The organism is Streptomyces sp. LBL (assembly GCF_029893585.1).
Taxonomy (GTDB): Bacteria; Actinomycetota; Actinomycetes; order Streptomycetales; family Streptomycetaceae; genus Streptomyces.
Genome location: NZ_JARXYX010000016.1, coordinates 122494 through 148349 on the forward strand (window position 1 = coordinate 122494; position 25856 = coordinate 148349).

At 70.4% G+C, this 25856-nt stretch carries 20 protein-coding genes and 5 pseudogenes; 13 read left to right on the forward strand and 12 right to left on the reverse strand.

Features of this window, described 5'->3' with window-relative positions:
• Positions 1 to 317: 317 nt before the first annotated feature.
• Complete coding sequence (locus M2271_RS20700) at positions 318 to 563, forward strand: WhiB family transcriptional regulator (protein ID WP_280888762.1); 246 nt, start codon at positions 318 to 320, stop codon at positions 561 to 563.
• A gap of 277 nt (positions 564 to 840) precedes the next feature.
• On the opposite strand, the gene M2271_RS20705 is transcribed toward M2271_RS20700, so the two are convergent.
• The 3 genes and pseudogenes from M2271_RS20705 to M2271_RS20715 form a co-directional block, all read right to left on the reverse strand.
• Complete coding sequence (locus M2271_RS20705; protein WP_280888763.1) at positions 841 to 1818, reverse strand: acyl-ACP desaturase; 978 nt, start codon at positions 1816 to 1818, stop codon at positions 841 to 843.
• A gap of 221 nt (positions 1819 to 2039) precedes the next feature.
• On the reverse strand, positions 2040 to 2816 hold the full coding sequence (ddaH, locus tag M2271_RS20710) for a dimethylargininase (RefSeq protein WP_280888764.1): 777 nt from the start codon (positions 2814 to 2816) through the stop codon (positions 2040 to 2042).
• A gap of 283 nt (positions 2817 to 3099) precedes the next feature.
• A pseudogene (locus M2271_RS20715) lies at positions 3100 to 3723 on the reverse strand (LysR family transcriptional regulator); the annotation flags it as partial.
• 157 nt (positions 3724 to 3880) lie between these two features.
• On the opposite strand from M2271_RS20715, the gene bla reads away from it, so the two are divergent.
• Entirely contained in the window at positions 3881 to 4876 is a 996-nt protein-coding gene (gene bla / locus M2271_RS20720) for a class A beta-lactamase (RefSeq protein WP_280888765.1), read from the forward strand.
• A 75-nt stretch (positions 4877 to 4951) separates the two neighbouring features.
• Here the strand turns inward: bla and M2271_RS20725 are convergent, their stop codons facing one another.
• The 5 genes from M2271_RS20725 to M2271_RS20745 all read right to left on the reverse strand — a co-directional run bounded on the left by M2271_RS20725 (position 4952) and on the right by M2271_RS20745 (position 9651).
• A complete protein-coding gene (locus tag M2271_RS20725; protein WP_280888822.1) occupies positions 4952 to 5704 on the reverse strand; it encodes an amino acid ABC transporter ATP-binding protein in 753 nt (250 codons plus the stop codon).
• A gap of 80 nt (positions 5705 to 5784) precedes the next feature.
• Positions 5785 to 6834 (reverse strand): amino acid ABC transporter permease, encoded by a 1050-nt coding sequence (locus tag M2271_RS20730; protein WP_280888766.1) that lies wholly within the window; start codon positions 6832 to 6834, stop codon positions 5785 to 5787.
• A gap of 24 nt (positions 6835 to 6858) precedes the next feature.
• Complete coding sequence (locus M2271_RS20735) at positions 6859 to 7821, reverse strand: ABC transporter substrate-binding protein (protein WP_280888767.1); 963 nt, start codon at positions 7819 to 7821, stop codon at positions 6859 to 6861.
• Positions 7821 to 8636, reverse strand: coding sequence for a deaminated glutathione amidase (locus M2271_RS20740; protein WP_280888768.1), 816 nt, complete (start codon positions 8634 to 8636; stop codon positions 7821 to 7823). Before M2271_RS20740 ends, M2271_RS20735 begins: the two co-directional genes overlap by 1 nt.
• Before the next feature lie 19 nt (positions 8637 to 8655).
• Complete coding sequence (locus tag M2271_RS20745; RefSeq protein WP_280888769.1) at positions 8656 to 9651, reverse strand: hypothetical protein; 996 nt, start codon at positions 9649 to 9651, stop codon at positions 8656 to 8658.
• Between the two features lie 268 nt (positions 9652 to 9919).
• Between M2271_RS20745 and M2271_RS20750 the strand changes: the two genes are divergently transcribed.
• Positions 9920 to 11269: an aminotransferase class I/II-fold pyridoxal phosphate-dependent enzyme gene (locus tag M2271_RS20750; protein WP_280888770.1), complete on the forward strand. Its 1350-nt coding sequence runs from the start codon at positions 9920 to 9922 to the stop codon at positions 11267 to 11269.
• A 242-nt stretch (positions 11270 to 11511) separates the two neighbouring features.
• Here the strand turns inward: M2271_RS20750 and M2271_RS20755 are convergent, their stop codons facing one another.
• Positions 11512 to 13116, reverse strand: a complete 1605-nt coding sequence (locus M2271_RS20755) for an ABC-F family ATP-binding cassette domain-containing protein (RefSeq protein ID WP_280888771.1) — start codon at positions 13114 to 13116, stop codon at positions 11512 to 11514.
• 299 nt (positions 13117 to 13415) lie between these two features.
• Between M2271_RS20755 and M2271_RS20760 the strand changes: the two are divergent.
• Positions 13416 to 13661, forward strand: a pseudogene (locus tag M2271_RS20760) (GPP34 family phosphoprotein); the annotation flags it as partial.
• A gap of 319 nt (positions 13662 to 13980) precedes the next feature.
• Here the strand turns inward: M2271_RS20760 and M2271_RS20765 are convergent.
• Positions 13981 to 14397: an SsgA family sporulation/cell division regulator gene (locus M2271_RS20765; RefSeq protein WP_280888772.1), complete on the reverse strand. Its 417-nt coding sequence runs from the start codon at positions 14395 to 14397 to the stop codon at positions 13981 to 13983.
• A 358-nt stretch (positions 14398 to 14755) separates the two neighbouring features.
• Here M2271_RS20765 and M2271_RS20770 point away from each other — a divergent pair, with 358 nt between their 5' ends.
• Positions 14756 to 15796, forward strand: coding sequence for an oxidoreductase (locus M2271_RS20770; RefSeq protein ID WP_280888823.1), 1041 nt, complete (start codon positions 14756 to 14758; stop codon positions 15794 to 15796).
• 43 nt (positions 15797 to 15839) lie between these two features.
• Here M2271_RS20770 and M2271_RS20775 read toward each other — a convergent pair whose 3' ends face one another.
• On the reverse strand, positions 15840 to 16136 hold the full coding sequence (locus M2271_RS20775) for a YciI family protein (RefSeq protein WP_280888773.1): 297 nt from the start codon (positions 16134 to 16136) through the stop codon (positions 15840 to 15842).
• A gap of 49 nt (positions 16137 to 16185) precedes the next feature.
• Here M2271_RS20775 and M2271_RS20780 point away from each other — a divergent pair.
• From M2271_RS20780 to M2271_RS20810, 8 genes and pseudogenes are all read left to right on the forward strand, one after another.
• A pseudogene (locus M2271_RS20780) lies at positions 16186 to 16272 on the forward strand (endonuclease V); the annotation flags it as partial.
• Positions 16273 to 16484: 212 nt separating this feature from the next.
• A complete protein-coding gene (locus M2271_RS20785) occupies positions 16485 to 17618 on the forward strand; it encodes a CaiB/BaiF CoA-transferase family protein (protein WP_280888774.1) in 1134 nt (377 codons plus the stop codon).
• Between the two features lie 469 nt (positions 17619 to 18087).
• Positions 18088 to 19302 carry an acetyl-CoA C-acetyltransferase gene (locus M2271_RS20790; RefSeq protein ID WP_280888775.1) on the forward strand — a complete coding sequence of 405 codons (1215 nt, stop codon included), beginning with the start codon at positions 18088 to 18090 and terminating at the stop codon, positions 19300 to 19302.
• Positions 19303 to 19371: 69 nt separating this feature from the next.
• Entirely contained in the window at positions 19372 to 21549 is a 2178-nt protein-coding gene (locus M2271_RS20795) for a 3-hydroxyacyl-CoA dehydrogenase NAD-binding domain-containing protein (RefSeq protein ID WP_280888776.1), read from the forward strand.
• 405 nt (positions 21550 to 21954) lie between these two features.
• Positions 21955 to 23421 carry an amino acid permease gene (locus M2271_RS20800; RefSeq protein ID WP_280888777.1) on the forward strand — a complete coding sequence of 489 codons (1467 nt, stop codon included), beginning with the start codon at positions 21955 to 21957 and terminating at the stop codon, positions 23419 to 23421.
• Between the two features lie 182 nt (positions 23422 to 23603).
• Positions 23604 to 23705, forward strand: a pseudogene (locus M2271_RS42545) (Mobile element protein); the annotation flags it as partial.
• 266 nt (positions 23706 to 23971) lie between these two features.
• On the forward strand, positions 23972 to 24796 hold the full coding sequence (locus M2271_RS20805) for a hypothetical protein (RefSeq protein ID WP_280888778.1): 825 nt from the start codon (positions 23972 to 23974) through the stop codon (positions 24794 to 24796).
• A gap of 191 nt (positions 24797 to 24987) precedes the next feature.
• Positions 24988 to 25218, forward strand: a pseudogene (locus tag M2271_RS20810) (DUF1048 domain-containing protein); the annotation flags it as partial.
• Between the two features lie 118 nt (positions 25219 to 25336).
• Here M2271_RS20810 and M2271_RS20815 read toward each other — a convergent pair.
• Positions 25337 to 25819, reverse strand: coding sequence for an ATP-binding protein (locus tag M2271_RS20815; protein ID WP_280888779.1), 483 nt, complete (start codon positions 25817 to 25819; stop codon positions 25337 to 25339).
• Between the last annotated feature and the right edge of the window lie 37 nt (positions 25820 to 25856).

Consider the following 25856-nt stretch of genomic DNA (forward strand, 5'->3'; position numbering starts at 1 on the left):
TCTGTGCCCTCCTTTGAGGGGTCCCGTTGCCTGCACTGCCGAGTCTTGCACCGCCCACTGACAATCGCGCGGCTTGCGCCCGGACCGGACCAGGTCACCCTGGGTGACCGGCGGGCTGCGTTGTGTTGTCGCACTGCGTCACTGCGTCACTGCGTTCCGTGCGCCGCCGTGCGCCGGGGTGTCCGGCCGGGTCATGATCGGGCGGCCGGGGCGGTGGGCCCGGGCTGTGGGCGGTGGGCCGGGGGCTGTGGGCCGTGGGCCGTGGCGTTGATCTCGCGTTGATGGAATGTTTTTCGCGGTCCGGCACGATCTCGCCCATGCACATCGACACCATCACCCCGGCCGGTCCCGCCTGGCATGCACAGGCCCTGTGCGCGCAGACCGGGGCGGACTTCTTCTTTCCCGAGCCGGGCAGTTCCGTACGTGAGGCGAAGCGCATCTGCGGCATGTGCGAGATGCGGTCCGCGTGTCTGGAGTACGCCTTGGCCCACGACGAGCGCTTCGGCGTGTGGGGCGGTCTGTCGGAGAAGGAACGGCTGCAGCTGAGGAATACGCGACCGTGACGGGCCGGGGTGCTGCCCCGCCCTGGACCGGGGCACCCACGGATGGCTCACCGGACTGCCGGTCGCGAGCACCTCAGCGCCCCTGTGCCGCCGCCGGTCCCTGCCGACGCGGCGGCCGTACGCAGCGTACGCAGAACGGCCCCCGGCAACGGTGGCCGGGGGCCCGGAACTGAGGTCAGGGGCGAGGTCGTGGCGCAGAGGCAGGGCGCCGGTCTCCAGAACCGGAACGCGCCGGTTCGAAACCGGCCGCCCTGCCCTGCCCTGCCCTGCGACGGTGTCAGCCGGCGGCGCGGGCCGCCAGGCGGGCCTTGCGCGCGGCCAGCTTCTCGTCGAACTTCGAGGCCTCCGCGTCCAGACCGCCCATGTACAGCCCGAGTTCTTCCTGCGCCTTGAGGCCCTCCGGGCCGAGGCCGTCGATCTCCAGGACCTTCAGGAAGCGCAGGACGGGCTGGATCACGTCGTCGTGGTGGATGCGCATGTTGTAGATCTCGCCGATCGCCATCTGCGCGGCGGCCCGCTCGAAGCCGGGCATGCCGTGACCGGGCATCCGGAAGTTCACGATCACATCGCGCACCGCCTGCATCGTCAGGTCGGGGGCGAGGTCGAAGGCCGCCTTCAGCAGGTTCCGGTAGAAGACCATGTGCAGGTTCTCGTCGGTCGCGATGCGCGCCAGCATCCGGTCGCACGCCGGGTCACCGGACTGGTGACCGGTGTTGCGGTGCGAGACACGGGTCGCCAGCTCCTGGAAGGCAACGTAGGCCACCGAGTGCAGCATCGAGTGGCGGTTGTCCGACTCGAAGCCCTCGGCCATGTGGGCCATGCGGAACTGCTCCAGCTGGTCCGGGTCCACCGCGCGCGAGGCGAGCAGGTAGTCGCGCATCACGATGCCGTGGCGGCCCTCCTCGGCGGTCCAGCGGTGCACCCAGGTGCCCCAGGCGCCGTCACGGCCGAAGAGCGAGGCGATCTCGTGGTGGTAGCTGGGGAGGTTGTCCTCCGTGAGAAGGTTGACCACCAGCGCGATCCGGCCGATCTCGGTGACCTTCGACTGCTCCTTCTGCCAGGCCTCGCCGTCCTCGAAGACGCCGGGGAAGTTACGGGCGTCGCTCCACGGGACGTATTCGTGCGGCATCCAGTCCTTGGCCACCTTGAGGTGCCGGTTGAGCTCCTGCTCGACCACTTCTTCCAGCGCGTACAGCAGTCGGGCGTCGGTCCACGCGGCGGACGGGCTGCTGAGGTGAGGGGAAGTGATCGTCACGGGTACTCCAGGGGGACGCGGAACAATAACGAGCGGCTTCCGGCGAGCGGTGCCAGCTAACTTACGAAATCGTAGGCTACGTATCCGTAGGTTACGACACCGTAGGTTAAGAACAGTGTAAACATCCCTGATCAGCGGTGTTAGCCGCGCATGACAAACGACTCCCGGGAAGAGCAGGTACGGGGCCGGAAGCGGGCCCGGCGCAGGGCTGGCGCACTCGGTCAGGCGTACAGCTCCCGCATCCGCACCGAGAGGCATGTCACACAGCCCTCGAGCTTCTCGAACTCGCTGATGTCCACCAGGACGGGCTCGTTACCGAGGTCGGCGAGCAGGTCCGCCGTCTTGGGCGCGCTCGCCGCCATCAGCAGCCTGCCCCCGCCGAGCAGCACCACGTGCGCCCCGGACTCCTCCGGCACCGACAGGAAGCGCGGGAACAGGGACGGCTTGTCGACCTTCGGGATGTGCCCGATGACCGTCCCGTCGGGCAGTGCCGTGACCGCCGACTTCAGATGCAGCACCTTGCTCACCGGCACGGCGACCACCTGCGCCCCGAGCGGCTCGAACGCGGCCCGCAGCTGCTGGACACCGGCCGCGTTGGTGCGTCCGCCCCGGCCGACGTATACCGTGTCACCGATCTTCAGCACATCGCCGCCGTCCAGCGTGCCCGGTTCCCAGATCCAGTTCACCGAGCAGCCGAGGCGGGCCACGGCCTCCTCGACGCCCATGGTCTCGTCCCGCCGGGACTCCGCGCCGGGCCGGGTGATCAGCGCCACGTTCTTGTACATGACCACGGTGTCCTCGACGAACACCGAGTCCGGGAAGTCGTCGGCCGGATCCACCTCGATGGTCTCCCAGCCGTACGTGCGCAGGGCCTCGACGTACGCCTCCCATTGTTCGAGCGCCAGGCCGACGTCGACCCGCTCCCGCTCGATGTGCGTCACCAGACCTTCGGCGAGGCGCGGGCTGGGGCGGCGGACGAGGGCCTTCTTGCTGGGCACGAGCGTGACTCCGTATCGGATGGGCGTGTCGGGACCGCGCCGCCGGTGCTTCCGGGATCGCCGGAAGCCGTCGGGCGTCAACGGACCATCATGCAGCGCCATTCTGGGGGACGACACTCCCGGGCCCTCCGGCGGGGACACTCCCGGGCCGTCCGGCGGGGACACCTGCCTGCGGTTCGGCGGGGACGCCCCGTCTGCGGTACGGCACATGCGGCGGGGTTCAGACCGGCTCGGAGCGCAGGTGGTCGCGCAGGCGACGGGCGACCTGCCCCATGAGGGCCTCGGCGTCCCGCAGGCGGACCAGGCGGTCCCGGACATGCTGTACGTCGTCCTCCGGCTGGACCCACACGCGGCGCGGCCGGCGCGCGCGATCGGCGCGACCGGGGCGCAGGACGTCCAGGTAGATGGGTCCGCCGCCCGGATCGTCCGCGACCGCCAGACCCAGCGGCACCGTCCAGGCCGCCTCGCCGGGAGCCACCGCCAGCAGGGCCGCGCGCACCTGCCGGGACATCACGAGGTCGGCGCGCTCCGCCGGCCCGGCGGGGCGCGGGTCGAGAAGGATTCCGTGGTCGTGCGCCTGGGCGATGAGGTGGGCGAGGGCGCCGGTGGGGCAGACGGCGGGGACGGCGAGCCGCAACGGCCGGTGCCGTGCGGTCTCCGCCTCGTGGTCGAGGCGGTCGGCCAGCCGTACGAGCTGCTGCGCCAGCGGCAGCATGTCCCGGCCGAACGGCGTCAGGGTCACCGCGCGAGCGGACCGCACCAACAGCCGTTCGCCGAGGCGTTGCTCCAGCGCGGCGACGCGGCGGCTCACGACCGACTGGGCCGTCCGGGCCACTGCCGCGCCCACCGTGAAACTGCCGTACTCGCTCACGTTGACGAACGCCCGGCACGCCGCGACAAGATCCACGCTCCCACTATGCCAAACCAGCATGGAAGGACGCGCGGACGTCTTGGACAACAGCCGTCCACCGGCCGGAGGGTGGTCTCCGCCAGGGCTTCGCCAGGGCTTCGCCAGGGCGTCGCCCCGGCGTTTCACGATCCTTCGACGACTTGGAGTTCCTCCCATGACGTACCCGCATCGCATGCGCCGCGGCGCCGCCTGGGCGGCCGGTTTACTCGCGCTCGCCGCGGTCCCGGCGTGCGGCCAGGAGACCGGGCTCGCGTTTGCCTCTTCCGCGGCCTCGCCGAAGTCCGGTGCCTCGCCGAAGTCCGGCGCCTCCCCGAGGCCCGATGCCTCCCCGCGATCCGCGTCCTCCACGGCGGCACCGAAACCCACCGCCGAGGCGTTCCGGCAGTTGGAGCGCGAGTTCGACGCGCGGCTCGGTGTCTACGCCCTGGACACCGGCACCGGACGGTCGGTCGGCCACCAGGCGGACGAGCGGTTCGCGTACGCCTCGACATTCAAGGCGCTCGCGGTGGGGGCCGTGCTCGACCAGCGGGGACTGGACGGGCTCGACAAGGTGGTCACCTACTCGCGTGACGACCTTGTCGAGAACTCGCCCGTGTCGGAGAACTTCGTCGAGACCGGGATGAGTCTGCGCGAACTGTGCGCCGCCACCCTCTGGTACAGCGACAACACGGCGGCCAACCTGCTCTTCGACGAACTCGGCGGCCCCGACGGCCTGGAGCAGGCCCTGGAGCGACTCGGCGACGACGTCACCGAGATGGACCGGTACGAGCCGGAGCTCAGCGACGGCACACCCGGCGACCTCCGCGACACCAGCACGCCCCGCGCGATCGCCGGCGACCTGCGGGCGTTCCTGCTCGGCAAGGCCCTGGGCCGGGACGAACGAGCGCTTCTCAGAACGTGGATGGAGACCAACACCACCGGTGAGACGCTCATCCGGGCCGGCCTCCCCGCCGACTGGACCGTGGCCGACAAGAGCGGCAGCGCCGGGTACGGGGGACGCAACGACGTCGCCGTGGTGTGGCCGGACGACGGTCGCCACCCCATCGTGCTCGCGGTGATGTCCAGCCGCGAGAAGGACGGCGCCGAACGCCGGGACGCCCTGATCGCCAAGGCGGCCACGGTGGCCGTGGACGGCCTGGGTCGCGACTGATGTTGTGGTGGTTCGCGCTGCGGCGGCTGTGAGAGGTGCCTGCGGGGCCGGGCTGTCATCGTGCTGTCCCAGCCGTCAGAGGAAACGTCCGAGAAAGGCGCGGGTACGGGGGTTGGACGGCCGGTCGAGTACATCCTCGGGGGTGCCGCTCTCCAGCACGCGGCCACCGTCCATGAACACCACCCGGTCCGCGACCTCCTTGGCGAACCCGACCTCGTGGGTCACCACGATCATGGTGAGGCCGTCGCGGGCCAGGTCCCGCATCGTCGCGAGTACTTCACCGACGAGTTCCGGGTCCAGGGCGCTGGTCGGCTCGTCGAAGAGCATCAGCTTCGGCCGCATCGCCAAGGCGCGGGCGATGGCGACGCGCTGCTGCTGGCCGCCGGACAGCTGCCTCGGGTAGGCGTCGGCCTTGTCCGACAGGCCTACGCGCTCCAGCAGCGCGAGTGCTGTCTTCCGCGCCTCGGCCTTCGGCACCCGGAGCACCCCGACCGGTGCCTCCACGACATTGCCCAGGACGGTCTGGTGCGGAAAGAGATTGAAGTGCTGGAACACCATGCCGATGTCACGGCGCTGCCGGGTCACCTCGCGGGGGCGCAGATGGTGGACGCGAGAGCCGGACGTGCGGTGGCCGATCAGCCGGCCGCCGACATGGATGGAGCCCGCGTCGATCTGCTCCAGATGATTGATGCACCGCAGGAAGGTCGACTTGCCGGACCCGGAAGGTCCCATGAGGACGACGACCTCGCCTTCGCGTACGTCGATGTCGATACCGCGCAGCACTTCCAGGTGCCCGAACCGCTTGTGTACGCCGTGGGCCACCACCAGGGGCGGCGCGACGGCGGGATCGGCCGGATCGTCCCCCTGCGGGGCCTTCGCCAAGGTGTCCTTGGCCAAGATGTCCTCGGTCATCGAGTCTCCTCCTTCTCGGTGGTGGGATCGGCAGGCGAGGCGGACGATGTGCCGGTGGCGGGCGACGTGGCTGCGGCGCCGCGTCGGCGGAAGAGCGCGAAGTCCCAGAAACCCTGCTGGGCGTGGCGGGTCGCCCCGCGTGCGTAGTACCGCTCGATGAACGACTGGCCGACATAGAGCACGCTCGTCATGACGAGGTACCAGAGGCAGGCCACGATCAGCAGCGGGATGGTCTCGAAGGTGCGGTTGTAGATCGACTGCACGGTGTAGAGCAGATCCGCCAGGGCGATGACGCTCACCAGCGAGGTGGCCTTCATCATGCTGATCACCTGGCTGCCGGTGGGCGGCACGATGAACCGCATCGCCTGTGGCAGCACCACGCGCCGCAGTATCCGCGTCTTGCCCATGCCGAGCGCGGCGGCGGCCTCCGTCTGCCCCTGGTCGACGCCCAGCAGGCCACCGCGCACGATCTCGGCCATGTAGGCGGCTTCGTTGAGCCCGAGGCCGAGGACGGCGGCGAGCAGCGGGGTGATGAGCGAGTTCGTCTCGCCGCTGACGAATTCGGGGCCGAACGGCACCCCGAAGGAGATCCGGGGCAGCAGCGCCGAGAGGTTGTACCAGAACACCAGTTGGACCAGGACCGGGATCCCGCGGAAGAACCAGACGTACGCGCCGCAGACGACGCTCAGCACGCGGTTCTCCGACATCCGGCCGACCGCGACGAGTACGCCGCCGACGATGCCGATGAGCATGGCGATGACGGTCAGTTCGATGGTCGTCGCGATGCCCCGCCCGATGACCTCCGCACCGAAGTAGCTGCCTACGGTGGACCATTCGAAGTTGGTGTTGGTCACCAGGAAGTGGCCGAGCTGGGCGCCGAGGACCGCGAGGACCAGGACCGACAGCCACCGCATCGGATGGCGTATGTGGGCGGCTCCGGCCACATCCACGGCGGGGACCGCACCCGGCTCGGCGGCCCGACCGGCATCGTCCGTGGCGGCGTTCATGGTGGAGGTGGTGGAGGTGGGAGAGTGTGCGGTGGCCATGGTCGGCTCACCTCCTCACTGGGATCAGGCGTCGCCGCCGAGGTTGACACCGGGCTTGTCGAGCTGGTTGGCGGACAGACCCCACTGCTTCATGATCTGGCCGTAGGTGCCGTTGTCGATGAGCTTCTGGATCGACTTGAGGAGTACGTCGCGCAGCGGCGAGTCCTTGGCGACGACCGCGCCCTGGTAGAGGTCGTTGAAGCCGTTGGACTGGCCTGTCCCGGCCAGTTCGAGTTCGCCCTTCGCCTGGGAGACGAAGTACGTGAGGGGCGCCTGCGAGGAGAAGAACGCGTCGGCCCTGCCGGACCGTACGGCCAGGATCGAGCCGGGCTGGTCCTTGTACGACTGGGCCTTGACGGCCGGCTTGCCGTCCGCGACGCACTTCTCGGACTGGCTCTTGATCACGCCTTCGGCCGAGCCGCCGCCCATGACGGCGATCCGCTTGCCGCAGGCGGTGTCGAGGTCCTTGATGCCCTGCGGGTTCCCCTTCTTCACGGCGAAGACGACGAACTCCTGCGCCCAGTCCACGAAATCGTTGGCGCTCTGACGGTCCTTGAAGTCTCCGATCGGACCGATCGCGAGGTCGTAGCGGCCCGCCTTGATACCGGTCAGCTCGCTGGGCAGGCCGTCCGCAGTGACGTGCTCGATCTTGACGCCGAGGAGCTGCCCGAGCGCGTCGGAGAGGTCGGCGGAGGCTCCGGTGAGGCTGTGCCCGTCGGGGCCGGCTATCTCGTACGGCGGGAAGGAGCCGTTGTTGACCGAGACCAGCTTGCCGGACGTGCGCACCTTCTCGGGCAGCAGCGCGCTCAGTTCCTTGTCCACGGTCAGCTTGGGCTTCGCCTGGTCGGCGGCGGCGCCGGTGGAGCTGTCCGTGGCGCCCTTGGCCTGGGGCGGGTTGGCGCCGCAGCCCGCGAGGACGAGACAACAGGAGAGGGCGGTGGTGACCACCAGTCCGACTCTCTTGGGGAAGCGGTTCGGGAAACTCATCAGTGGGCTCCAGATGGTGCGAGAGGAATGACGGCCGGGTCGACGGCGAACCGGCGGTTGGCCAGCACGGGCAGGGTCCGGCGGGCCGCGGAGGTCATGTCGGGGTCGGCCTCGGCCCAGGCCAGCCCGCGTACGGCGGCGAGCCGGGTGCGTACGGTGCCGAGCGGGTCCACGACAAGGCTGTTGCCGATGTTGCGCGGGCCGCACTCGCCGCTCGCCGCGACCCAGCAGGTGTTCTCCAGCGCCCGTGCCGTGATCATGACTTCCCAGTGGCGTTCCTTGGCCGGACCGCGTACCCAGGCCGCGGGCAGCGCCAGGACCTCGGCGCCGGCGTCCACCAGGAGCCGGGCCAGTTCGGGGAAGCGCACGTCGTAACAGGTCATGAGGCCGACCTTGGTGCCGGCCACCTCGATGACGACGGGTGGTTCGTCCGCCGGGCGGACGTTCGCCGACTCCTGGTCGCCGAAGGCGTCGTAGAGATGGATCTTGCGGTACCGGCCGACCAGTTCCCCGTCGCGCAGCGCGACGAGGGTGTTGAACACCCGGCCGTCGTCCGACGGTTCATGGATTCCGACGACGACGGTGACGTGGCTCCCGACGGTCGTCGCGCGCAGCTCGCTGACGAACGGGCCGTCCAGCGGCTGGGCCACCTCACGGATGCGGTGGCGGTCCTCGGTGAAGCGGGCGAGTACCCCTTCGGGGAGTACGAGCAGATCCGCCCCGCCCCGTTCCGCCTCGGCGGTGAGTTCCTGGCAGGCGGCCAGATTGTCCTTCCAGTCGGGGCTGGCGGCGAATTGTCCGACGGCTATGCGCATGGTGACGGCTCCGGGAGGCTCAGACGGCGGAAAGGGGAAGAGTGTGGGGAAGTGCGACGTCGGGGACGGTCGCGAGCGCGGGGTCGGGGAAGACCACGGCCGGGTCGATGGGTTCGGGCCAGACCCCTTGCGCGTACAGCTCCTCGCAGAAGGCCCTGGTCATCTCCGCGTTGCTCTCGGCCCCGTACGGCATCCAGTCGCCGCCGAAGAGGACGGCCGACTCGGTCAGTTCGTGCAGCAGCCACGGCGTGGTGTCGGCGAGCAGCCTGCGCCGCTCGACCCAGCGGCGCTTGGACCGCTCCAGGCCCGTGAGCAGCGCGGCGGGCAGCGTGGGATGGGCCTCGACGACCTCGCGCTTGAGCGTGACGAGGTGAATTCCGGGGACGAATCCGGTGGCCGCCCAGTAGGCGCGCTCGGCCGCCCGGTGGTCGTCCAGCAGATGCCGGAAGCGGCTGTCGGGGGTGAAGAGTTCAGCGGGCATGAACGGGCTGAGTATCGCGTCCAGCCGGCCCGCTGCAAGCTCCCCCTCCAGAGTCTCGCTCTCGCCCATGGCGGAGACGTTCGACGGAAGCGGCCTGCTGCCCAGCCGGTCCTTGCCCGACTCCCCCGCTGTCAGCGGCCCCACCCGCCAGGTCACCCCGGTGAGATCGACGCCTTCGGCGCGCAGCAGGGCGCGGGTCCAGGTGTTGCCGGAGTCCGGCCAGCCGGTGAGCCCGACCCTGGCTCCGGCGAGCTGGGCGAGGGAACGCAGCGGGCTGTCCACCCGTACCAGTACGCAGCGCTGGCGGAATCCGCGCATGACGAACGCGGGCAGGCCGACCAGCCGGTCGTCGCCGGCCGCGCGGGCTTGGACGTAGCGGCTGAACGAGGTCTCGCCGCCGTCGAGTCCGGGCTCGGCGAGTACGTCGGGAGTGGTGTCGCGCGAGTCGACCCGGACCGTGAAGCCCGCGACGTCCACCAGCCCGGAGGTCAGCGGTACGACATGGTCCCAGTCACGAAGTCCCAGACGGATCACGGGAGATGACGCGGACGATGACGCGGGCGTCGGTGCGGGGGAAGACACAGCGGGCACTCCTTGCATTCAGCATACTTCGCATATAGATCACTTTCGGCCACATTCGGCCTTGCGATGGCTGGAACACTATTGTTCAGTGATTGAGCAAACAAGGTCCTCTTTGTTCCCGAACATAATTTTTCCGTGCTGTAACCTGCCGTGATCCGCCGCGCGGCCGAGCAGAGCGCGGCTCAGACAGTCGTGGGGTGGGGCAATGCAGGAGAACGCGGTGACCAGAACCGGTCTGGCCGCGCGCATCCCGGACGCCAGTGCACGCGGTATCGCGGCCGCGATGACGGATCTCATCAGGTCCGGGGAACTCGCGCCCGGCAGCACACTGCCCACGGTGCGCGGCCTCGCCGCCGAACTCGGTGTCAGCCCCGGCACCGTGGCGGAGGCCTGGGCGGCACTGCGCAGGCATCGGATGATCACCACGCTCGGCCGCCGGGGCAGCGTCGTCAGCGGGCCGCCGACCGTCCCGCACCCGGCCCGTTTCGAGCGCGTGGGGGACCTCGGATCCCATCTGACCCTGGACCTCGCCGTGGCCGCCCCGGACCCGGCCCTGCTTCCGGGGCTGGAGAACGCCCTGCTCGCGGGAGCACGCAATCCGCAGCTCAACGACTACTCCCGCGCCGCCATCACCCCCGCCCTGCTGGAGGCCGTACGGGACACCTGGCCGTTCGAACCGAGCGCCTGGACGGCCGTGGGCGGCGGCTACGAAGGCGTACAACTGCTCTGCCAGTCCCTGATCGTGCCCGGCGACCGGGTCGCGGTGGAGGACCCGACCGCGGCACGACTGCTGGACATCCTCGAAGCGCTCGACGCACAGATCGTGCCGGTCGCCTGCGACGCGGAAGGACCACTCCCCGACTCCCTCGCTGACGCGCTGCGGCAGCGCCCCGTGCTCTTTCTGCACCAGTCACGGGCGCAGGCGCCGTGCGGCTGGACGGTCAGCGAGGAACGGGCCGCCGCGCTGGCCGCGTTGCTCGAAGGCTCCCCGAACGTCGTCGTCATCGAGGACGACGGCATCGGCCCCGTCGCGATGAGCCCGGCGGCGAGCATCGGCGCCCATCTCCCGCGCCGGACGGCCCTGGTGCGCTCGTACTCCAAGTCGTACGGGCCTGATCTGCGCATCGCGGTGGTCGGCGGGCCGCGAGAAGTCGTCGAACGGGCGCGCGTGTTGCGTACGTTCGGTACGGGGTGGACCAGCCGGATCCTCCAGGATGCCCTGGCCCATCTGCTGACCGACGACGACGCGCGCCGCTGCGTAGGGGCGGCCGCGCACCGCTACGACCTGCGTCGGCGCGCACTGGCCGACCGCCTCGCCGGACACGGCGTGGACACCGTCAACGGGGACGGCCTGATGCTGTGGGTACCGGTCGCGGATGAGACGTCCGCGCTGGTCACACTGGCGGCGCGGGGCGTCACCGTCTCACCGGGCAGCCGCTTCTGCGTCTCCTACGCCGACCCCCATGTACGGATCGCCACCAGCCGCCTCACGGAGGACGCGCGGGCGTTGGACGAGACGGCGGCGCTGATCGCACTGGCGGCGTCGGCCTCGCCGACGGACCTTGGCTGATCTTGTCGGGGTTCGGGTTGTGGTCGAGGTCGGTTTCGGGCTTTGTGTGGCGCCGAAGGTGCGGAGGACGATGGCCAGGCCGGGTACGGGTACCGGTACCGGTACCCGTACCGCCCGCGCACCGGATCCCGCGCCCTCGCCGCCGCCTCACGTCCGGTGAGCACCGCCGCCGCCTCCGCCTCCCCTCCGCCCGTCGCAGGTGTTCGCCGGTGAACGCGCCCTCAGTGTCGATACTGGACCGGCTATGGCGTGGTTTCCCCCAGTTCTCCGTCCTCCAGCAGCAGCCACCGGGTGATGCCGACCGACTCCAGGAACGGCAGGTCGTGGCTGGCCACGATCAGCGCGCCCTCGTAGGACTCCAGGGCCGTCGTCAGCTGCCGCACGCTCGCCATGTCCAGGTTGTTCGTCGGCTCGTCGAGCATCAGCAGCTGCGGAGCGGGTTCGGCCAGCATCAGCGCGGCCAGCGCCGCCCGGAAGCGTTCGCCGCCGGACAGCGTCGCCGCCCTCTGGTCGGCGCGGGCGCCCCGGAACAGGAAGCGGGCCAGCCGCGCCCGGATCCGGTTGTTGGTGGCGCCCGGCGCGAACCGGGCCACGTTCTCCGCGACGGTCAGCTCACCGTCGAGCACGTCCAGCCGCTGCGGCAGGAACCGGAGCGGGACATGGACCTTCGCCTCGCCCGCCACCGGTTCCAGCTCCCCGGCGATCGTGCGCAGCAGCGTGGTCTTGCCCGCCCCGTTGCGTCCGATCAGCGCGATCCGCTCCGGGCCGCGCAGGGCGAAACCGCCCGACACGCGTGCGCCGTACGCGAGTTCCAGATCCTGGAGCGTGAGGACGGTACGGCCAGGCGGTACGGCCGTGTACGGCAGGTCGACGCGGATCTCGTCGTCGTCCCGTACGGCCTCCACCACCTCGTCGAGCCGCTCCTTGGCCTCGGCGAGTTTCTCCTCGTGCATGATGCGGTGCTTGCCCGCGGACTCCTGCGCCGCGCGCTTGCGCGCCCCCATGACGATCTTCGGCTCGCGCTTCTGGTCCGACATCTTCTGTCCGTACCGCTTGCGGCGGGCCAACTTGACCTGGGCGTCGTCCAGTTCACGTTTCTGCCTTTTCAGATCGGCCTCGGCGACACGGACCATGCGCTCGGCGGCATCCTGCTCGGTGGTGAGCGACTCCTCGTACGCCGAGTAGTTGCCGCCGTACCAGGTGATCTCCCCGGAGCGCAGATCGGCGATCTGGTCGACGAGTTCGAGGAGTTCGCGGTCGTGACTGACCACGACCAGGACCCCTGGCCAGGACGCGACGGCCGCGTACAGTCGCCGACGCGCGTACAGATCGAGGTTGTTGGTGGGCTCGTCGAGCAGCAGCACGTCCGGCCGGCGGAGCAGCAGCGCGGCCAGGCGCAGGAGCACCGACTCGCCGCCCGACACCTCGCCGACGGTGCGGTCCAACTCGATGTGACCGAGCCCGAGTTCGCCGAGGGTGGCCAGGGCTCGTTCTTCTACGTCCCAGTCGTCGCCGACCGTCTCGAAATGCTCCTCGGTCACGTCACCGGCCTCGATGGCGTGCAGCGCGGCCCGCCGGGCGGCGATACCGAGCGCCTCGTCCACCTTCAGTGTGGTGTCGAGGGTGACGTTCTGCGGGAGACAGCCGACCTCGCCGGCGACGCGGACGGTGCCGTCCGCCGGGGCGAGTTCCCCGGCGATCAGCTTCAACAGGGTGGATTTTCCCGAGCCGTTGACGCCGACGAGGCCGGTGCGGCCGGGCCCGAAGGCGACGTCGAGGCTCTCGAAGACGGAGGTGCCGTCGGGCCAGACGAAGGCGAGAGAGGTACAGGTGATGGCGATGGACATACGGGGTCTCCGCGGTTGCTCGAAGCGATCAGGGGCAAACGCGTATCGAGACACCTGCGACCGCCGGGGAGAGGCCCCCGGCATGAGACATGAGAAAGGCCCTGTTCCGGAGGGCGGCTCGAATGCCGAGGTCGCAGACAGCGCACACACCTCAGGTGTGTGACGTGGTGTCCCGGAACCTCAGACGAGCAACGTCCTTCTCCTATCAACGACAACAGAACCGCTGTCCACCGTATGAACGGCTCCGATCGGTGTCAACGCATTAACTGAGCCCCGTCACACCGCCCGAAGGAGCCCCCGTGCCCCACGGCCCCCTCTCGCTCCCGGCCCGCCGGTGCCTGCTGGCCCGGGAGAGCACGGAGGTCACCGGCGCCGGCCGGCTGCCCCCTCTGGTCCGGGCGGGGGCCCTCGTCGAGCTGGCCCAGCACGGCCTGCTCACCGACGAGGACGGCATCGCCACGCCCGCCGACCTGGACTCCGGCACCGGGGACCCCGTCCTCGACGGTCTCCTCGACCTGGCCCGTGAGTCACGGCCGCACCACTGGTGGAATTTTCGTCGACGTGGCGCTCGGTGCCGCCCGGAGGTCAGCGTCGGTTCGGGGACCGCGGGGCCGCACAAGCCAAGGTCCGCCGCGCGGCGCGGAAGCTGCTGGACGCGGGGGCCTGCGAGTCGCTGACGGGCTGGCTCGACCACGGCGAGCTCAGCGCCCTGTTGGACGGTGCGTCCGAGGGGCCGGGGGGAGCAGGGAGAACCGGGGGCGCGGGGGGAGCCGGGAGAACCGGGGGCGCGGGGGGAGCTGGGAGAACCGGGGGCACCGGGCGGACGCCGAACCCGTAAGGCTCGGCAGGCGGCGCCCGGAAGCCTCAGCAGGCGTCCCGCATCAGCTCCGCCAGATCGTGGTCCAGGTCCAGTTGGAGATGCTCCAGACCGACCGGTACCAGCTCGCCGGTCGCCTTGAGGAAGCTTCGCAGCTCACCCGAGCGGACGTGCACCACGGCGGTGCCCTCGGGGGCGTGGAACTCCAGGACGGTGCGGTCGTAGCCGTACGGGCGCACCCGCACGTCGCCGTGGCCCTCGGGGTGCTGGAGGCCGGCCGACAGCAGCTCGCGGCTGAAGGTCCAGCAGACCTCCACATTCTCCAGGGTGGCCGGGGCGGGGAAGGTCATGCGAACGGCGAACGGGTCGCGCCGGTCGTAGTGCAGTGTGGCGGGGATGCTCGGCATCCGCGGCGCAGCGGCGACGAGGCGGGCCTCGACCGGCTGCTCGATGACGATGGACAACGCCTTGCTCCCTTGTGACGGCGGAACGGACTTCCGGGAATGAGGCCGGGCACTGGAAGAGACGCCGGAATGACTCCATCCGTGCATGCGAATATCGAGTGACCTCTGTCACCGCGTTCATTCACCGGAGTGATTCAACTCATCGCATGGTTCCCGAGGGGCACTTGGGGCGAGTGAGGCAAACCCGCACAGGGCGGACCTGCCGTCTGGACGGCACCCGGGTGATCGGCTAGCTTCGCCCGCCATGACGCCCTTGGGGAACACGCGACGGACGAGCCGGACGATACGTAGGAGCCGGACGAGCCGGACGAGCCGGACGAGCCGGACGATCGCCGTGGGGGCGGCCTGCGTGGCGGCACTGGCCGCCCTGACGGCCGCACCCGCACAGGCGGAGGAGTCCCACTCCCGGGCCTCGCATTCCCGGACCCCGCACTGGCAGCTCAAGGACACCGGCACCCCCGAGGTCCGTTTCCGGGGCCTCGCGGCCGTCGGCCGGAGCACCGCGTGGGTCGCCGGAACGCAGGGCACCGTGCTGCGCACCACCGACGGCGGGACGAGCTGGCGGAACATCTCGCCGCCGGGCGCCGCCGAGCTGCAGTTCCGGGACATCGAGGCGTTCGACGCGCGACGCGCGGTGGTGCTGGCCATCGGCGAGGGCGAGGCGTCCCGCGTGTACCGCACCGAGGACGGCGGCAAGACCTGGACCGAGTCCTTCCGCAACACCGACGCGAAGGCCTTCTACGACTGCCTCACCTTCTTCGACGACCGTCACGGCCTCGCGATGAGCGACCCCGTGGACGGAAGGTTCCGCATCCTGTCCACCGGCGACGGCGGCCGTACCTGGAAGGTGCTGCCCGGCGCCGGGATGCCGGCCGCGCAGGACGGGGAGGCGGGCTTCGCGGCGAGCGGCCAGTGCCTGGTCTCGTCCGGCCCCCGGGACGTGTGGCTGGCCACCGGCGGAGCCGCCCGCGCGCGGGTGCTGCACTCCTCCGACCGAGGGCTGACCTGGACGGCCTCCGTCACACCGATCCCGGCGGGCGATCCGGCCCGGGGCGTGTTCGCGCTCGCCTTCCGCGACCGGGCGCACGGCCTCGCCGCCGGCGGCGACTACCGCCCGGGCCAGACCTCCCCGCAGCCGGCCGCGCGGACCACCGACGGCGGTCGCGCCTGGCAGCCCGCCGCCCAGCCGCCGCCCGCCTACCGCTCCGGCGTCGCCTGGCTCCCGCACAGCCGCACGGAAGCCCTCACCGTCGGCCCGACCGGCACCGACCTCACGACGGACGGCGGCCGCACCTGGCGGACCGTGGACACGGGCTCGTACGACACCGTGGACTGCGCCCCGGACCGGGGCTGCTGGGCGGCCGGCGAGCAGGGGCGGGTGGCCCGCCTGGAAAGCTGACCGGTCATCGGCATGCCGCACACGCCGGAATCCGGGTACTCGTTCACCGGATGGTCTCCCGGTATCGCTCCAGTGCCGGCGCCGTTTTCGTGGCGGTGAACTCGGTGATGCGGTACGAGCACACCCCGGCCGTGACAAAGGGGTCGCCGGCGGCGATCTCCTCGGCCTGTGCGCGGTCCTCCGCGACGGCGAGGATCACTCCGCCGTCGCGGGGGTTCTTGCGCCCGGACGCCAGGAACACGCCTCGCGCGTACTGCTCGTCGAGCCAGGCGACATGCGCCTCCAACACGGCGTCGACGGCATCGAGCGGGGCGGTGTAGGTCAGCTCCAGTACGAACATGATCACGAGCGTACGCCGTCCGGGCGACGGGTCGTAGGCTCGCAGCATCATGACGACCGTGAGCATTCCCGCCGGCTGGCCCGCGACCGAGGACGAGGCCCGCGCCGTACAGGACGAACTGCGGGGGCGGGTGGTGGTGCGACTGGATCGAGGAGAGCTACCGCTCGATCGCCCCCAAGCGGCTGATAACGGAGCTGGACGGTCGCTGAACCGTCCGATATCGGCCACCATTGGCTAAGCGCTTGCTCGCCCGGGCCTTGTCTCCGGTGTGACCCGTTCCTAACATCACCGGTGATACAGCAGTTGTGTCATTGACCAGTCGCGATCAGTCACGACCATGGGGGCCGAATGGCAACGACGTCGGGGCAGGGCCCGCTCAGCGGTGTACGGGTGCTCGAGCTGGCCGGTATCGGGCCGGGCCCGTTCGCCGCCATGCTCCTCGCCGACCTGGGCGCCGACGTGGTCCGGGTGGACCGCCCCGGCGGCTCGGGGCTCGCGATCGATCCGGCGTACGACGTCACCAACCGCAACAAGCGCTCTGTGATCATCGACCTGAAGGCACCCGACGGTCCCGCCCGGGTCCTCGACCTGGCCGCCCACGCCGACATCCTCGTCGAGGGCTACCGCCCCCAGGTCGCCGAACGCCTGGGTATCGGCCCCGAGACCTGCCATGCCCGCAACCCGAGGCTCGTCTACGGCCGTATGACCGGCTGGGGTCAGGACGGCCCCCTCGCCCCGCGCGCCGGCCACGACATCGCCTACATCGCCCTCACCGGCACTCTCGGCATGATCGGCGCCCCGGACGCGCCACCGCCCGCCCCCGCCAACCTGCTCGGGGACTACGCCGGCGGTTCCCTCTACCTCGTCGTCGGTGTCCTCGCCGCCCTTCACCACGCGCGCGCGACCGGCACCGGCCAGGTCGTCGACGCCGCCATCGTCGACGGCACCGCCCACCTCTCCGCGATGATCCACGGCATGATGGCCGCCGGCGGCTGGCAGGACCGGCGGGGCGCCAACCTCCTCGACGGCGGCTGCCCCTACTACGGGACCTACGAGACCGCCGACGGGAAGTACATGGTGGTCGGCGCCCTGGAACCCCGGTTCTACGAGGCGTTCCTGGAGCTGCTCGGCCTCAGCCGCTTCGCGGACGCCCGCAAGGACTGGACCCGCTGGAGCGAGCTGCGCGAGGCGGTCGCGGCCCGCTTCGCATCGCGCACCCGTGAGGAGTGGACGGCCGTCTTCGAGGGCACGGACGCGTGCGTGGCCCCCGTGCTCTCGCTCAGCGAGGCCCCGCACCACCCGCACCTCACCGCACGCGGCACCTTCACCGAGCACGACGGCCTCACCCAGCCCGCACCGGCCCCCCGTTTCTCGGCCACACCGGCCACCGTCCGCACCGGCCCTGCCCTGCCGGGCGCCGACACCGCGGACGTGGCGCGCGACTGGGACGTACCCGACCTCCTGAAGGGCCAGGGTCGGTGACCTCGACGAGGGTGGCGGGCGGCCGGTAGTCGATGTGGGACTGTCGCTCTCCCGGGCGTCGACGAGGAGCGGTACCGGGCGACCATCCCGTACCGCGGAACCGAATCCGGCGGGTCCCGTGAGTACCGCGGTACTACGTACGCCCTGTGCTCCTCGAAATCCCGCCCGCCGGCGATGTCCCGATCGAAGAGAGACGGTGACCACGACGCAGGCGCCGCGGGTTTGCGCCGGCCGGTCGAAAGCGCGCAGATTTTTCACGCGGGCGATCGAGCGTGCGTGGCACCCTCATCCACCTGCTGAGATGCTGTTCCCGGGCCGTCAGAGCTCCAACGGAACCCGCGCGTACTCCGCTGAGGAGCCACGAATGAGAGGGGCCATGATGAAGGGTTCACGATGAAGGCCACGAGATCATGAAGGAGATCATCGGCCGTTCCCCGCTGGGCTGACCCCCACCCGAAAGGCTTGACCTGTGAGCACCGAAGCGTACCTGTACGACGCGATCCGCACCCCGCGCGGCCGCGGCAAGGCGAGCGGCGCCCTGCACGGCACGAAGCCCATCGACCTGGTCGTGGGGCTCATCCACGAGATCCGCGCCCGCTTCCCGGGGCTCGACCCGGCCGCCGTCGACGACATCGTGCTCGGTGTCGTCGGCCCCGTCGGTGACCAGGGCTCCGACATCGCCCGGATCGCCGCCGTCGCCGCCGGACTGCCGGACACCGTGGCCGGCGTCCAGGAGAACCGCTTCTGTGCCTCGGGTCTGGAGGCCGTCAACATGGCCGCCGCCAAGGTCCGTTCGGGCTGGGAGGACCTCGTCCTCGCGGGCGGCGTCGAGTCCATGTCCCGGGTGCCGATGGCCTCGGACGGCGGTGCCTGGTTCAACGACCCGATGACCAACCTCGCCGTCAACTTCGTGCCGCAGGGCATCGGCGCCGACCTCATCGCCACCATCGAGGGCTTCTCCCGGCGGGACGTCGACGAGTACGCGGCCCTCTCGCAGGAGCGCGCGGCCACCGCCTGGAAGGAGGGCCGTTTCGACAGGTCCGTCGTCCCGGTGAAGGACCGCAGCGGGCTCACGGTCCTCGACCACGACGAGCACCTGCGCCCCGGCACCACCGCCGACTCCCTCGCAGGGCTCAAGCCGTCCTTCGCGGACATCGGCGACCTGGGCGGTTTCGACGCCGTGGCGCTGCAGAAGTACCACTGGGTGGAGAAGATCGACCACGTCCACCACGCGGGCAACTCCTCCGGCATCGTCGACGGCGCCTCGCTCGTCGCCATCGGATCGAAGGAGGTCGGCGAGCGCTACGGGCTCACCCCGCGCGCGCGGATCGTCTCCGCCGCCGTCTCCGGCTCCGAGCCCACCATCATGCTCACCGGCCCCGCCCCCGCCACCCGCAAGGCACTCGCCAAGGCCGGGCTGGCCATCGACGACATCGACCTCGTCGAGATCAACGAGGCCTTCGCGGCGGTCGTCCTGCGCTTCGTCAGGGACATGGGCCTGTCCCTCGACAAGGTCAACGTCAACGGCGGCGCGATCGCCCTCGGACACCCGCTCGGCGCGACCGGCGCCATGATCCTCGGCACCCTCGTCGACGAACTGGAACGCCAGGACAAGCGGTACGGACTCGTCACACTGTGTGTGGGCGGAGGCATGGGCGTCGCGACGATCGTCGAGCGCGTCTGAATCCCGGCGGAATCCGGATCCCCACCTGATTCACCTCCGGATCCAAGAGACCTCTACGGAGACCCTGTCATGACACAGAGCACCACCATCCGCTGGGAACAGGACCGCACCGGCGTCGTCACCCTCGTCCTCGACGACCCGGACCAGTCCGCGAACACCATGAACCAGGCGTTCCGCGACTCCCTCGCGGTGATCACCGACCGTCTGGAGGCCGAACAGGACACCATCCGCGGCATCATCGTCACCTCCGCCAAGAAGACCTTCTTCGCCGGCGGCGACCTGCGGGACCTCAGCCGCGTCACGCCCGAGACCGCGCAGGACCTGTTGGACGGCAGCCTGGCCATCAAGCGGAACCTGCGCCGCATCGAGACCCTCGGCAAGCCGGTCGTCGCCGCGATGAACGGCGCGGCCCTGGGCGGCGGTTACGAGATCGCCCTCGCCTGCCACCACCGCATCGCCCTCGACGCCCCCGGCTCCAAGATCGGCTGCCCCGAGGTCACCCTCGGTCTGCTCCCAGGAGGCGGCGGCGTCGTCCGGACCGTACGCCTGCTGGGCATCGCCGACGCTCTGCTGAAGGTCCTCCTCCAGGGCACCCAGTACAGTCCGCAGCGCGCGCTGGAGAACGGTCTGATCCACGAAGTGGCCGCCACCCAGGAGGAGTTGCTCGCCAAGGCCCGCGCCTTCATCGAGGCCACCCCCGAGTCGCGACAGCCCTGGGACAGGCCGGGCTACCGGATCCCCGGCGGCACGCCCGCCCACCCCAAGTTCGCGGCGAACCTGCCAGCCTTCCCGGCCACCCTGCGCAAGCAGACGAACGGCGCCCCCTACCCGGCCCCGCGCAACATCCTCGCCGCGGCCGTCGAGGGCTCCCAGGTCGACTTCGAGACCGCACAGGTCATCGAGGCCCGCTACTTCGTAGAACTGGCCGCGGGACAGACGTCCAAGAACATGATCCAGGCGTTCTTCTTCGACCTCCAAGCCGTCAACTCGGGCGCCAACCGGCCCAAGGGGATCGAGCCACGCCAGGTCCGCAGGGTCGCCGTCCTCGGCGCCGGGATGATGGGCGCGGGGATCGCCTACTCGTGCGCCCGCGCGGGGATCGACGTCGTCCTCAAGGACGTCTCCCTGGAAGCGGCCGTCAAGGGCAAGGGCCACTCCGGGAAGCTGTGCGCGAAGGCCGTCTCCCGGGGCCGTACGACCCAGGAGAAGGCGGACGCGCTGCTGGCCCGCATCACCCCCACCGCCGAGGCCGCCGACCTCGTCGGGTGCGACGCCGTCATCGAGGCCGTCTTCGAGGACACCTCGCTCAAGCACAAGGTGTTCCAGGAGATCCAGCACATCGTCGAGCCGGACGCGGTGCTGTGCTCCAACACCTCCACCCTCCCCATCACCGCCCTCGCCGAAGGGGTCGAGCGCCAGGCCGACTTCATCGGACTGCACTTCTTCTCGCCGGTCGACAAGATGCCCCTCGTCGAGATCATCAAGGGCGAACGCACCGGTGACGAGGCCCTCGCGCGCGCCTTCGACCTGGTCCGGCAGATCAGGAAGACGCCGATCGTCGTCAACGACTCGCGCGGTTTCTTCACCTCGCGGGTCATCGGGCACTTCCTCAACGAGGGCGTGGCGATGGTCGGCGAGGGCATCGAGCCGGCATCGGTCGAACAGGCGGCGGCCCAGGCGGGCTATCCGGCCAAGGTGCTGTCCCTGATGGACGAACTGACGCTCACCCTCCCGCGCAAGATCCGCGGCGAGACGAGACGGGCGGTCGAGGAGGCGGGCGGCACCTGGACGGCCCACCCCGCCGATGCCGTCGTCGACCGCATGGTCGACGAGTTCGGCCGCACCGGCCGCAGCGGCGGCGCGGGCTTCTACGAGTACGGGGAGGACGGCAAGCGGGCCGGGCTCTGGCCGGGCCTGCGCGAGCACTTCACGCGCGAGGGCGCCGAGATCCCCTTCCAGGACATGCAGGAACGCATGCTCTTCTCCGAGGCCCTGGACACCGTCAAGCTCCTCGAAGAGGGCGTCCTGACCTCCGTCGCCGACGCCAACATCGGCTCCGTCTTCGGCATCGGCTTCCCGGGCTGGACAGGCGGTGTCCTCCAGTACGTCAACGGCTACGAAGGAGGCCTGCCCGCCTTCGTGGCCCGCGCGCGGGAACTCGCCGAGCGCTACGGGGAGCGGTTCACGCCGCCCGCACTGCTCGTGGAGAAGGCGGCGAAGGGGGAGACCTTCAGCGACGGGCGCTGACCGCGCGGTCGCGGGGGTGGGCGCGAGGGTGCCCCGGCACCCGTCTGCGGGCGTGCGCGGGGGTGCCCCGGCCGCCGACCTCGGGTGTGCCCATGGCACCCTCCGCAGGTGTGTCCGCGCGGCCAGTTCGTCGATGGTGAGGGTGGGCTCCTCGGCGTCGCTCGTCGTGTGCAGCAGTACCGCTGTCTCACCCATGGTGGGAAACCGCTTCGGCGCCCCTGGGCGGTCATGTGAGGGTCCTGCGACGACGGTGTGACACGTCCGTGCTGTGACGTGTGCCATCGCGTGCCGCGCGATCTGCGGGGCAGGGGCCCCCTTGGCCCGTGCCCCGACCGAGCACGGGTCAAGGCACGTCCGAAGACCCGAGCGAGAGCCGCCGGGGCGTACCAGAGAGTGGAATCACCCGTGAGCAAGGACGCCGTGGATTCGGCACAGGCCGCCTCCCGCACCGAGACGGCCCAGGTGCCCGCGGACGCGGGCGACGCCGGGTACAGCAAGGACCTCAAGGCCCGCCACGTCAACATGATCGCCATCGGCGGCGCGATCGGCACCGGGCTCTTCCTGGGCGCCGGAGGACGCCTGCGCGACGCGGGCCCGGCGCTCGCGCTGGCCTACCTCGTCTGCGGTGTCTTCGCCTTCTTCGTCGTGCGTGCACTCGGAGAACTGGTCCTCTACCGCCCCTCCTCGGGCTCCTTCGTGTCGTACGCGCGGGAGTTCCTCGGCGAGAAGGGCGCGTACGTCGCCGGCTGGATGTACTTCCTGAACTGGTCGACGACCGGGATCGCCGACATCACCGCGATCGCCCTCTACACGCACTACTGGAGCCTGTTCACCGACGTCCCGCAGTGGGTGCTGGCACTGGTCGCCCTCGCCGTGGTCCTCGCGGTGAACCTGATCTCGGTGAAGATCTTCGGCGAGATGGAGTTCTGGTTCGCGATCATCAAGGTCGCCACCCTCGTCGGCTTCATGCTGATCGGCATCTTCCTGCTGGCCACTCAGCACGAGGTGGGCGGCCGGACTCCCGGCGTCGGCGTGATCACCGACAACGGGGGCGTCGTCCCGCACGGCGTGATGCCGGTGATCCTGGTCATGCAGGGCGTGATCTTCGCGTACGCCGCCCTGGAGCTGGTCGGCGTCGCAGCCGGCGAGACCGCGGAGCCTCAGAAGGTGGTCCCGCGCGCGGTGAACTCGATCATGTGGCGCGTCGGCCTGTTCTACGTCGGCTCGGTGGTCCTCCTCGCCCTCCTCCTGCCCGGCTCGCTCTACTCAGGCGACGAGAGCCCCTTCGTCACGGTCCTGTCGAAGGTCGGAATCCCGGCGGCGGGTGACGTGATGAACCTGGTGGTCCTCACGGCGGCGATGTCCTCGCTGAACTCCGGCCTGTACTCCACGGGCCGCATCCTGCGCTCCATGGCGATGGCGGGCTCGGCGCCCAGGTTCACCGCCCGGATGAACCGCAGCCAGGTCCCGTACGGCGGCATCCTGCTGACCTGCGCGGTGTGCGTGCTCGGCGTCGGCCTGAACTTCCTCATGCCGAGCCAGGCCTTCGAGATCGTGCTGAACGTCGCCTCCCTCGGCGTCATCAGCACCTGGGTGATCATCATGGTCTGCCACCTGGTCTTCGTCCGCCGCGCCCAGGAGGGCGTGGTGACCCGCCCGTCCTTCCGCCTCCCGTTCAGTCCGGTCACCGAGATCGCCACCATCGTCTTCCTCCTGGCCTGTCTCGCCATGATGTGGAACGACGCCGAGGTCGGCCGCAAGACGCTCTTCCTCATCCCCGTGATCGCCGTCCTCCTGATCGCCGGCTGGTTCGGCGTCCGCCGCCGGGTGTCGGGGACGGCGGACAGGGAACTGTCGGACTTCACCAAGTAGCGACTTCACGAAGTAGCCCCTGAGCGCCGCGGCGAACGTCAGTGCTCGTGCAAGCCGTTCGTCGCCGCGATCTTCTTCCACGACCTCGGCGGTACGGGAGTGGTCACGGCCTTCGTGACGGAGGCCGCGCGGGCCGCGGGCGCTGGTGCCGTATCAGCAAATTTTGCGCTGTTGTGATGTGACGTACCGAGCACGTCTACGCGATCGCCGACAGTGAGGTCATACCCGGCGACGGCGAGCCCGAAGTCGTCCTATGCCTGGACGAGTTCAGGCCGCTCAACCTCTAGCCCCGGCGCTCCGTGAAAGCGGTTCCGGCCTCGCCGGTGCCACCTCCTCCGCCACCAGCTTCACCGCGCCGGTCTGCAGATTCCGTGAAGGATCTTGCTGCAGAGGAGCGGGGCAGCGGCCGACAGCTCTGCGCCTTGGCCAGTTGTTCCCCCACGCCATCCCGGCTGCCTGTAATCATCCGATTCGCGAACTAGCTGGGTGGGTAGGTGCGTTATGTCAAGATTGCCTGACTCTGACTGCTAGGGGAAAAATGACAGTCTCTGTGTACTCTGACCCTGGTTCGTTCACCTTCACCGTTCCAGAAGGCGTCACCTCGATCGCCGCGACAGTGTTGGGCGGCGGCGGTGGGGGCGCGGGCGGTGGCGGGGGCGGTGCCGGTACCTCCAGGACGGGCGACGCCGTGCTCGGCGCGGTGGGCAGCTTGACCCAGAGTTGCGGCGGCGGGGGCGGTGGGGGCGGCGGAGGCGGCGGCGCGGCAGCCAACGAAGGCACCTTCGCGGTCCAGCCCGGTGAGACCCTGACCGTCATCGTCGGTGCCGGCGGCAAGGGAGGCCGCGGTGGTCAGGAAGCCGTGTACAACTTCGCCGGCCTGGCCCTGCTCCAGACCGCCGAGGCGGGCGCCCCGGGATCCAACGGTGGAGATTCGACGCTCGTCCAGCGATCCAGCGGGAGCGCGCTGACCGGCGGCGGCGGGTCCGGCGGCACCTCGGGCGGCCAGTGCGGCAACAGCGCCACCAAAGGCCACGCCAGTGGAGGAGCGGGCGGCCAGGGCGCCGAGGGCGGCGCGGCCACCGGCAGCGGTCAGGCGTTCAGCCAGGACACCACCAACCCCCAGCCTGGCAACCACGGCGGCGACGGCGGCGATGGCGGCACCGGCGGCAATGAGGGAGCCCGAAGTGGAAGCGCGGGCACACGCGGGACCGCAGGCATCCTCGCCGCACTCAAGCAGGCCCCCCACGGCAACGACGGAAACGGCGGAGCCGGAGGCCAGGGAGGCAGCGGCGCCAGCCCCGCCGGCGACCACCCCAACGGGCCAGGACTCCCCGGCGACGACGGTCAGCCCGGCTGCGTCATCCTGACCTACTGACACCGCCAGCTCGCGGCCCCACCTCGCCGAGAATCCGACACTCCAGCTGACACTGGAGAGCAGGACGGCTTGCAGGCCGGCACGGCCCAGACCCGGCCGGTCGCCACACGGTGTACCGGCCGGACTCTACCGCCCGCGCTGATGACGCTCTTTGAAAGAAAGCGACCACCCCCTGCTTGGGGGAAACCCCAGAGATGCAGAAGTACCTGTTCAAGGTCGGACCGATCGACCTGTCTGACGGGCCTCTCCTCTCCGGGATCGTCGACTTCTTCGAGGAGGGAGTCGCCGCGGGCAAGGGGGTCTTGGAACTCATCGGCAACGATGTCGCCGCGTTCTGCGATGACCTGATCAAGGACTCACGCACCTATGCGGACGTCTATCAGGAGTCCATCAGCGGAGAACCCAGCCCGGCCGAGAAGTAACACCCGTCTCCTCATGCCGGTGGGTGCACCGCAGCCGTCCGACACATCCATGCAGTAGGTCCACCGGTCTGCGGCGGCGGCCGGACCGGCCGTAGGTTCGCCGGCCGAACCCGATGTGTCAGTGCGGCAGGTTCAGTTCGGCGCGTACGGTCTTGCCGACCGGCACCCGGTCCAGCACCTCCCACCGGTCGGCCAGCGTGTCGACGAGCAGGAGTCCCCGCCCTTCGACGGCCAGGGCGTCCGGGACGGCGACCTCTCCGGGCCGGGGCGGGCGGCACTCGCCGCGCGTGTCGGAGACGTCGATACGGAGGATGGGGGCGAGTTGGGATGCGGGCTCGTCGTCGATGTCCGTGCGGGGGCCGGGCCCGAGGCCCGCGTATGACGCCTCCTCCCCTCCGCGCAGCGTGAGCTGGAGCTCGAAGTCGCGTCCCGGTACGCGGCCGTGCGTGACGGCGTTCGCGGTCAACTCCGCGACGATCAGGGCGACGGTGTCGGAGACGGCCGATCCGTACGGGTAGCCCCAGCGGTGCATCCGGTACAACGCGAGATGCCGGGCGAGACGGGCGCCCAGCGGGGTGGAGCTGAACCGCTGGGTGAACATACGTACGGTAACCGGGGTTCGGTGGGGGACGGTTGGG

What these genes read in the sequence shown, in the direction of transcription:
- M2271_RS20700 (WP_280888762.1), top strand. Translation starts at nt 318, where the DNA reads ATGCACATCGACACCATCACCCCGGCCGGTCCCGCCTGGCATGCACAG.
- bla (WP_280888765.1), top strand. Translation starts at nt 3,881, where the DNA reads ATGACGTACCCGCATCGCATGCGCCGCGGCGCCGCCTGGGCGGCCGGT.
- M2271_RS20730 (WP_280888766.1), bottom strand. Translation starts at nt 6,834, where the DNA reads ATGGCCACCGCACACTCTCCCACCTCCACCACCTCCACCATGAACGCC.
- M2271_RS20735 (WP_280888767.1), bottom strand. Translation starts at nt 7,821, where the DNA reads ATGAGTTTCCCGAACCGCTTCCCCAAGAGAGTCGGACTGGTGGTCACC.
- M2271_RS20740 (WP_280888768.1), bottom strand. Translation starts at nt 8,636, where the DNA reads ATGCGCATAGCCGTCGGACAATTCGCCGCCAGCCCCGACTGGAAGGAC.
- M2271_RS20755 (WP_280888771.1), bottom strand. Translation starts at nt 13,116, where the DNA reads ATGTCCATCGCCATCACCTGTACCTCTCTCGCCTTCGTCTGGCCCGAC.
- M2271_RS20775 (WP_280888773.1), bottom strand. Translation starts at nt 16,136, where the DNA reads ATGTTCGTACTGGAGCTGACCTACACCGCCCCGCTCGATGCCGTCGAC.
- M2271_RS20785 (WP_280888774.1), top strand. Translation starts at nt 16,485, where the DNA reads ATGGCAACGACGTCGGGGCAGGGCCCGCTCAGCGGTGTACGGGTGCTC.
- M2271_RS20795 (WP_280888776.1), top strand. Translation starts at nt 19,372, where the DNA reads ATGACACAGAGCACCACCATCCGCTGGGAACAGGACCGCACCGGCGTC.
- M2271_RS20815 (WP_280888779.1), bottom strand. Translation starts at nt 25,819, where the DNA reads ATGTTCACCCAGCGGTTCAGCTCCACCCCGCTGGGCGCCCGTCTCGCC.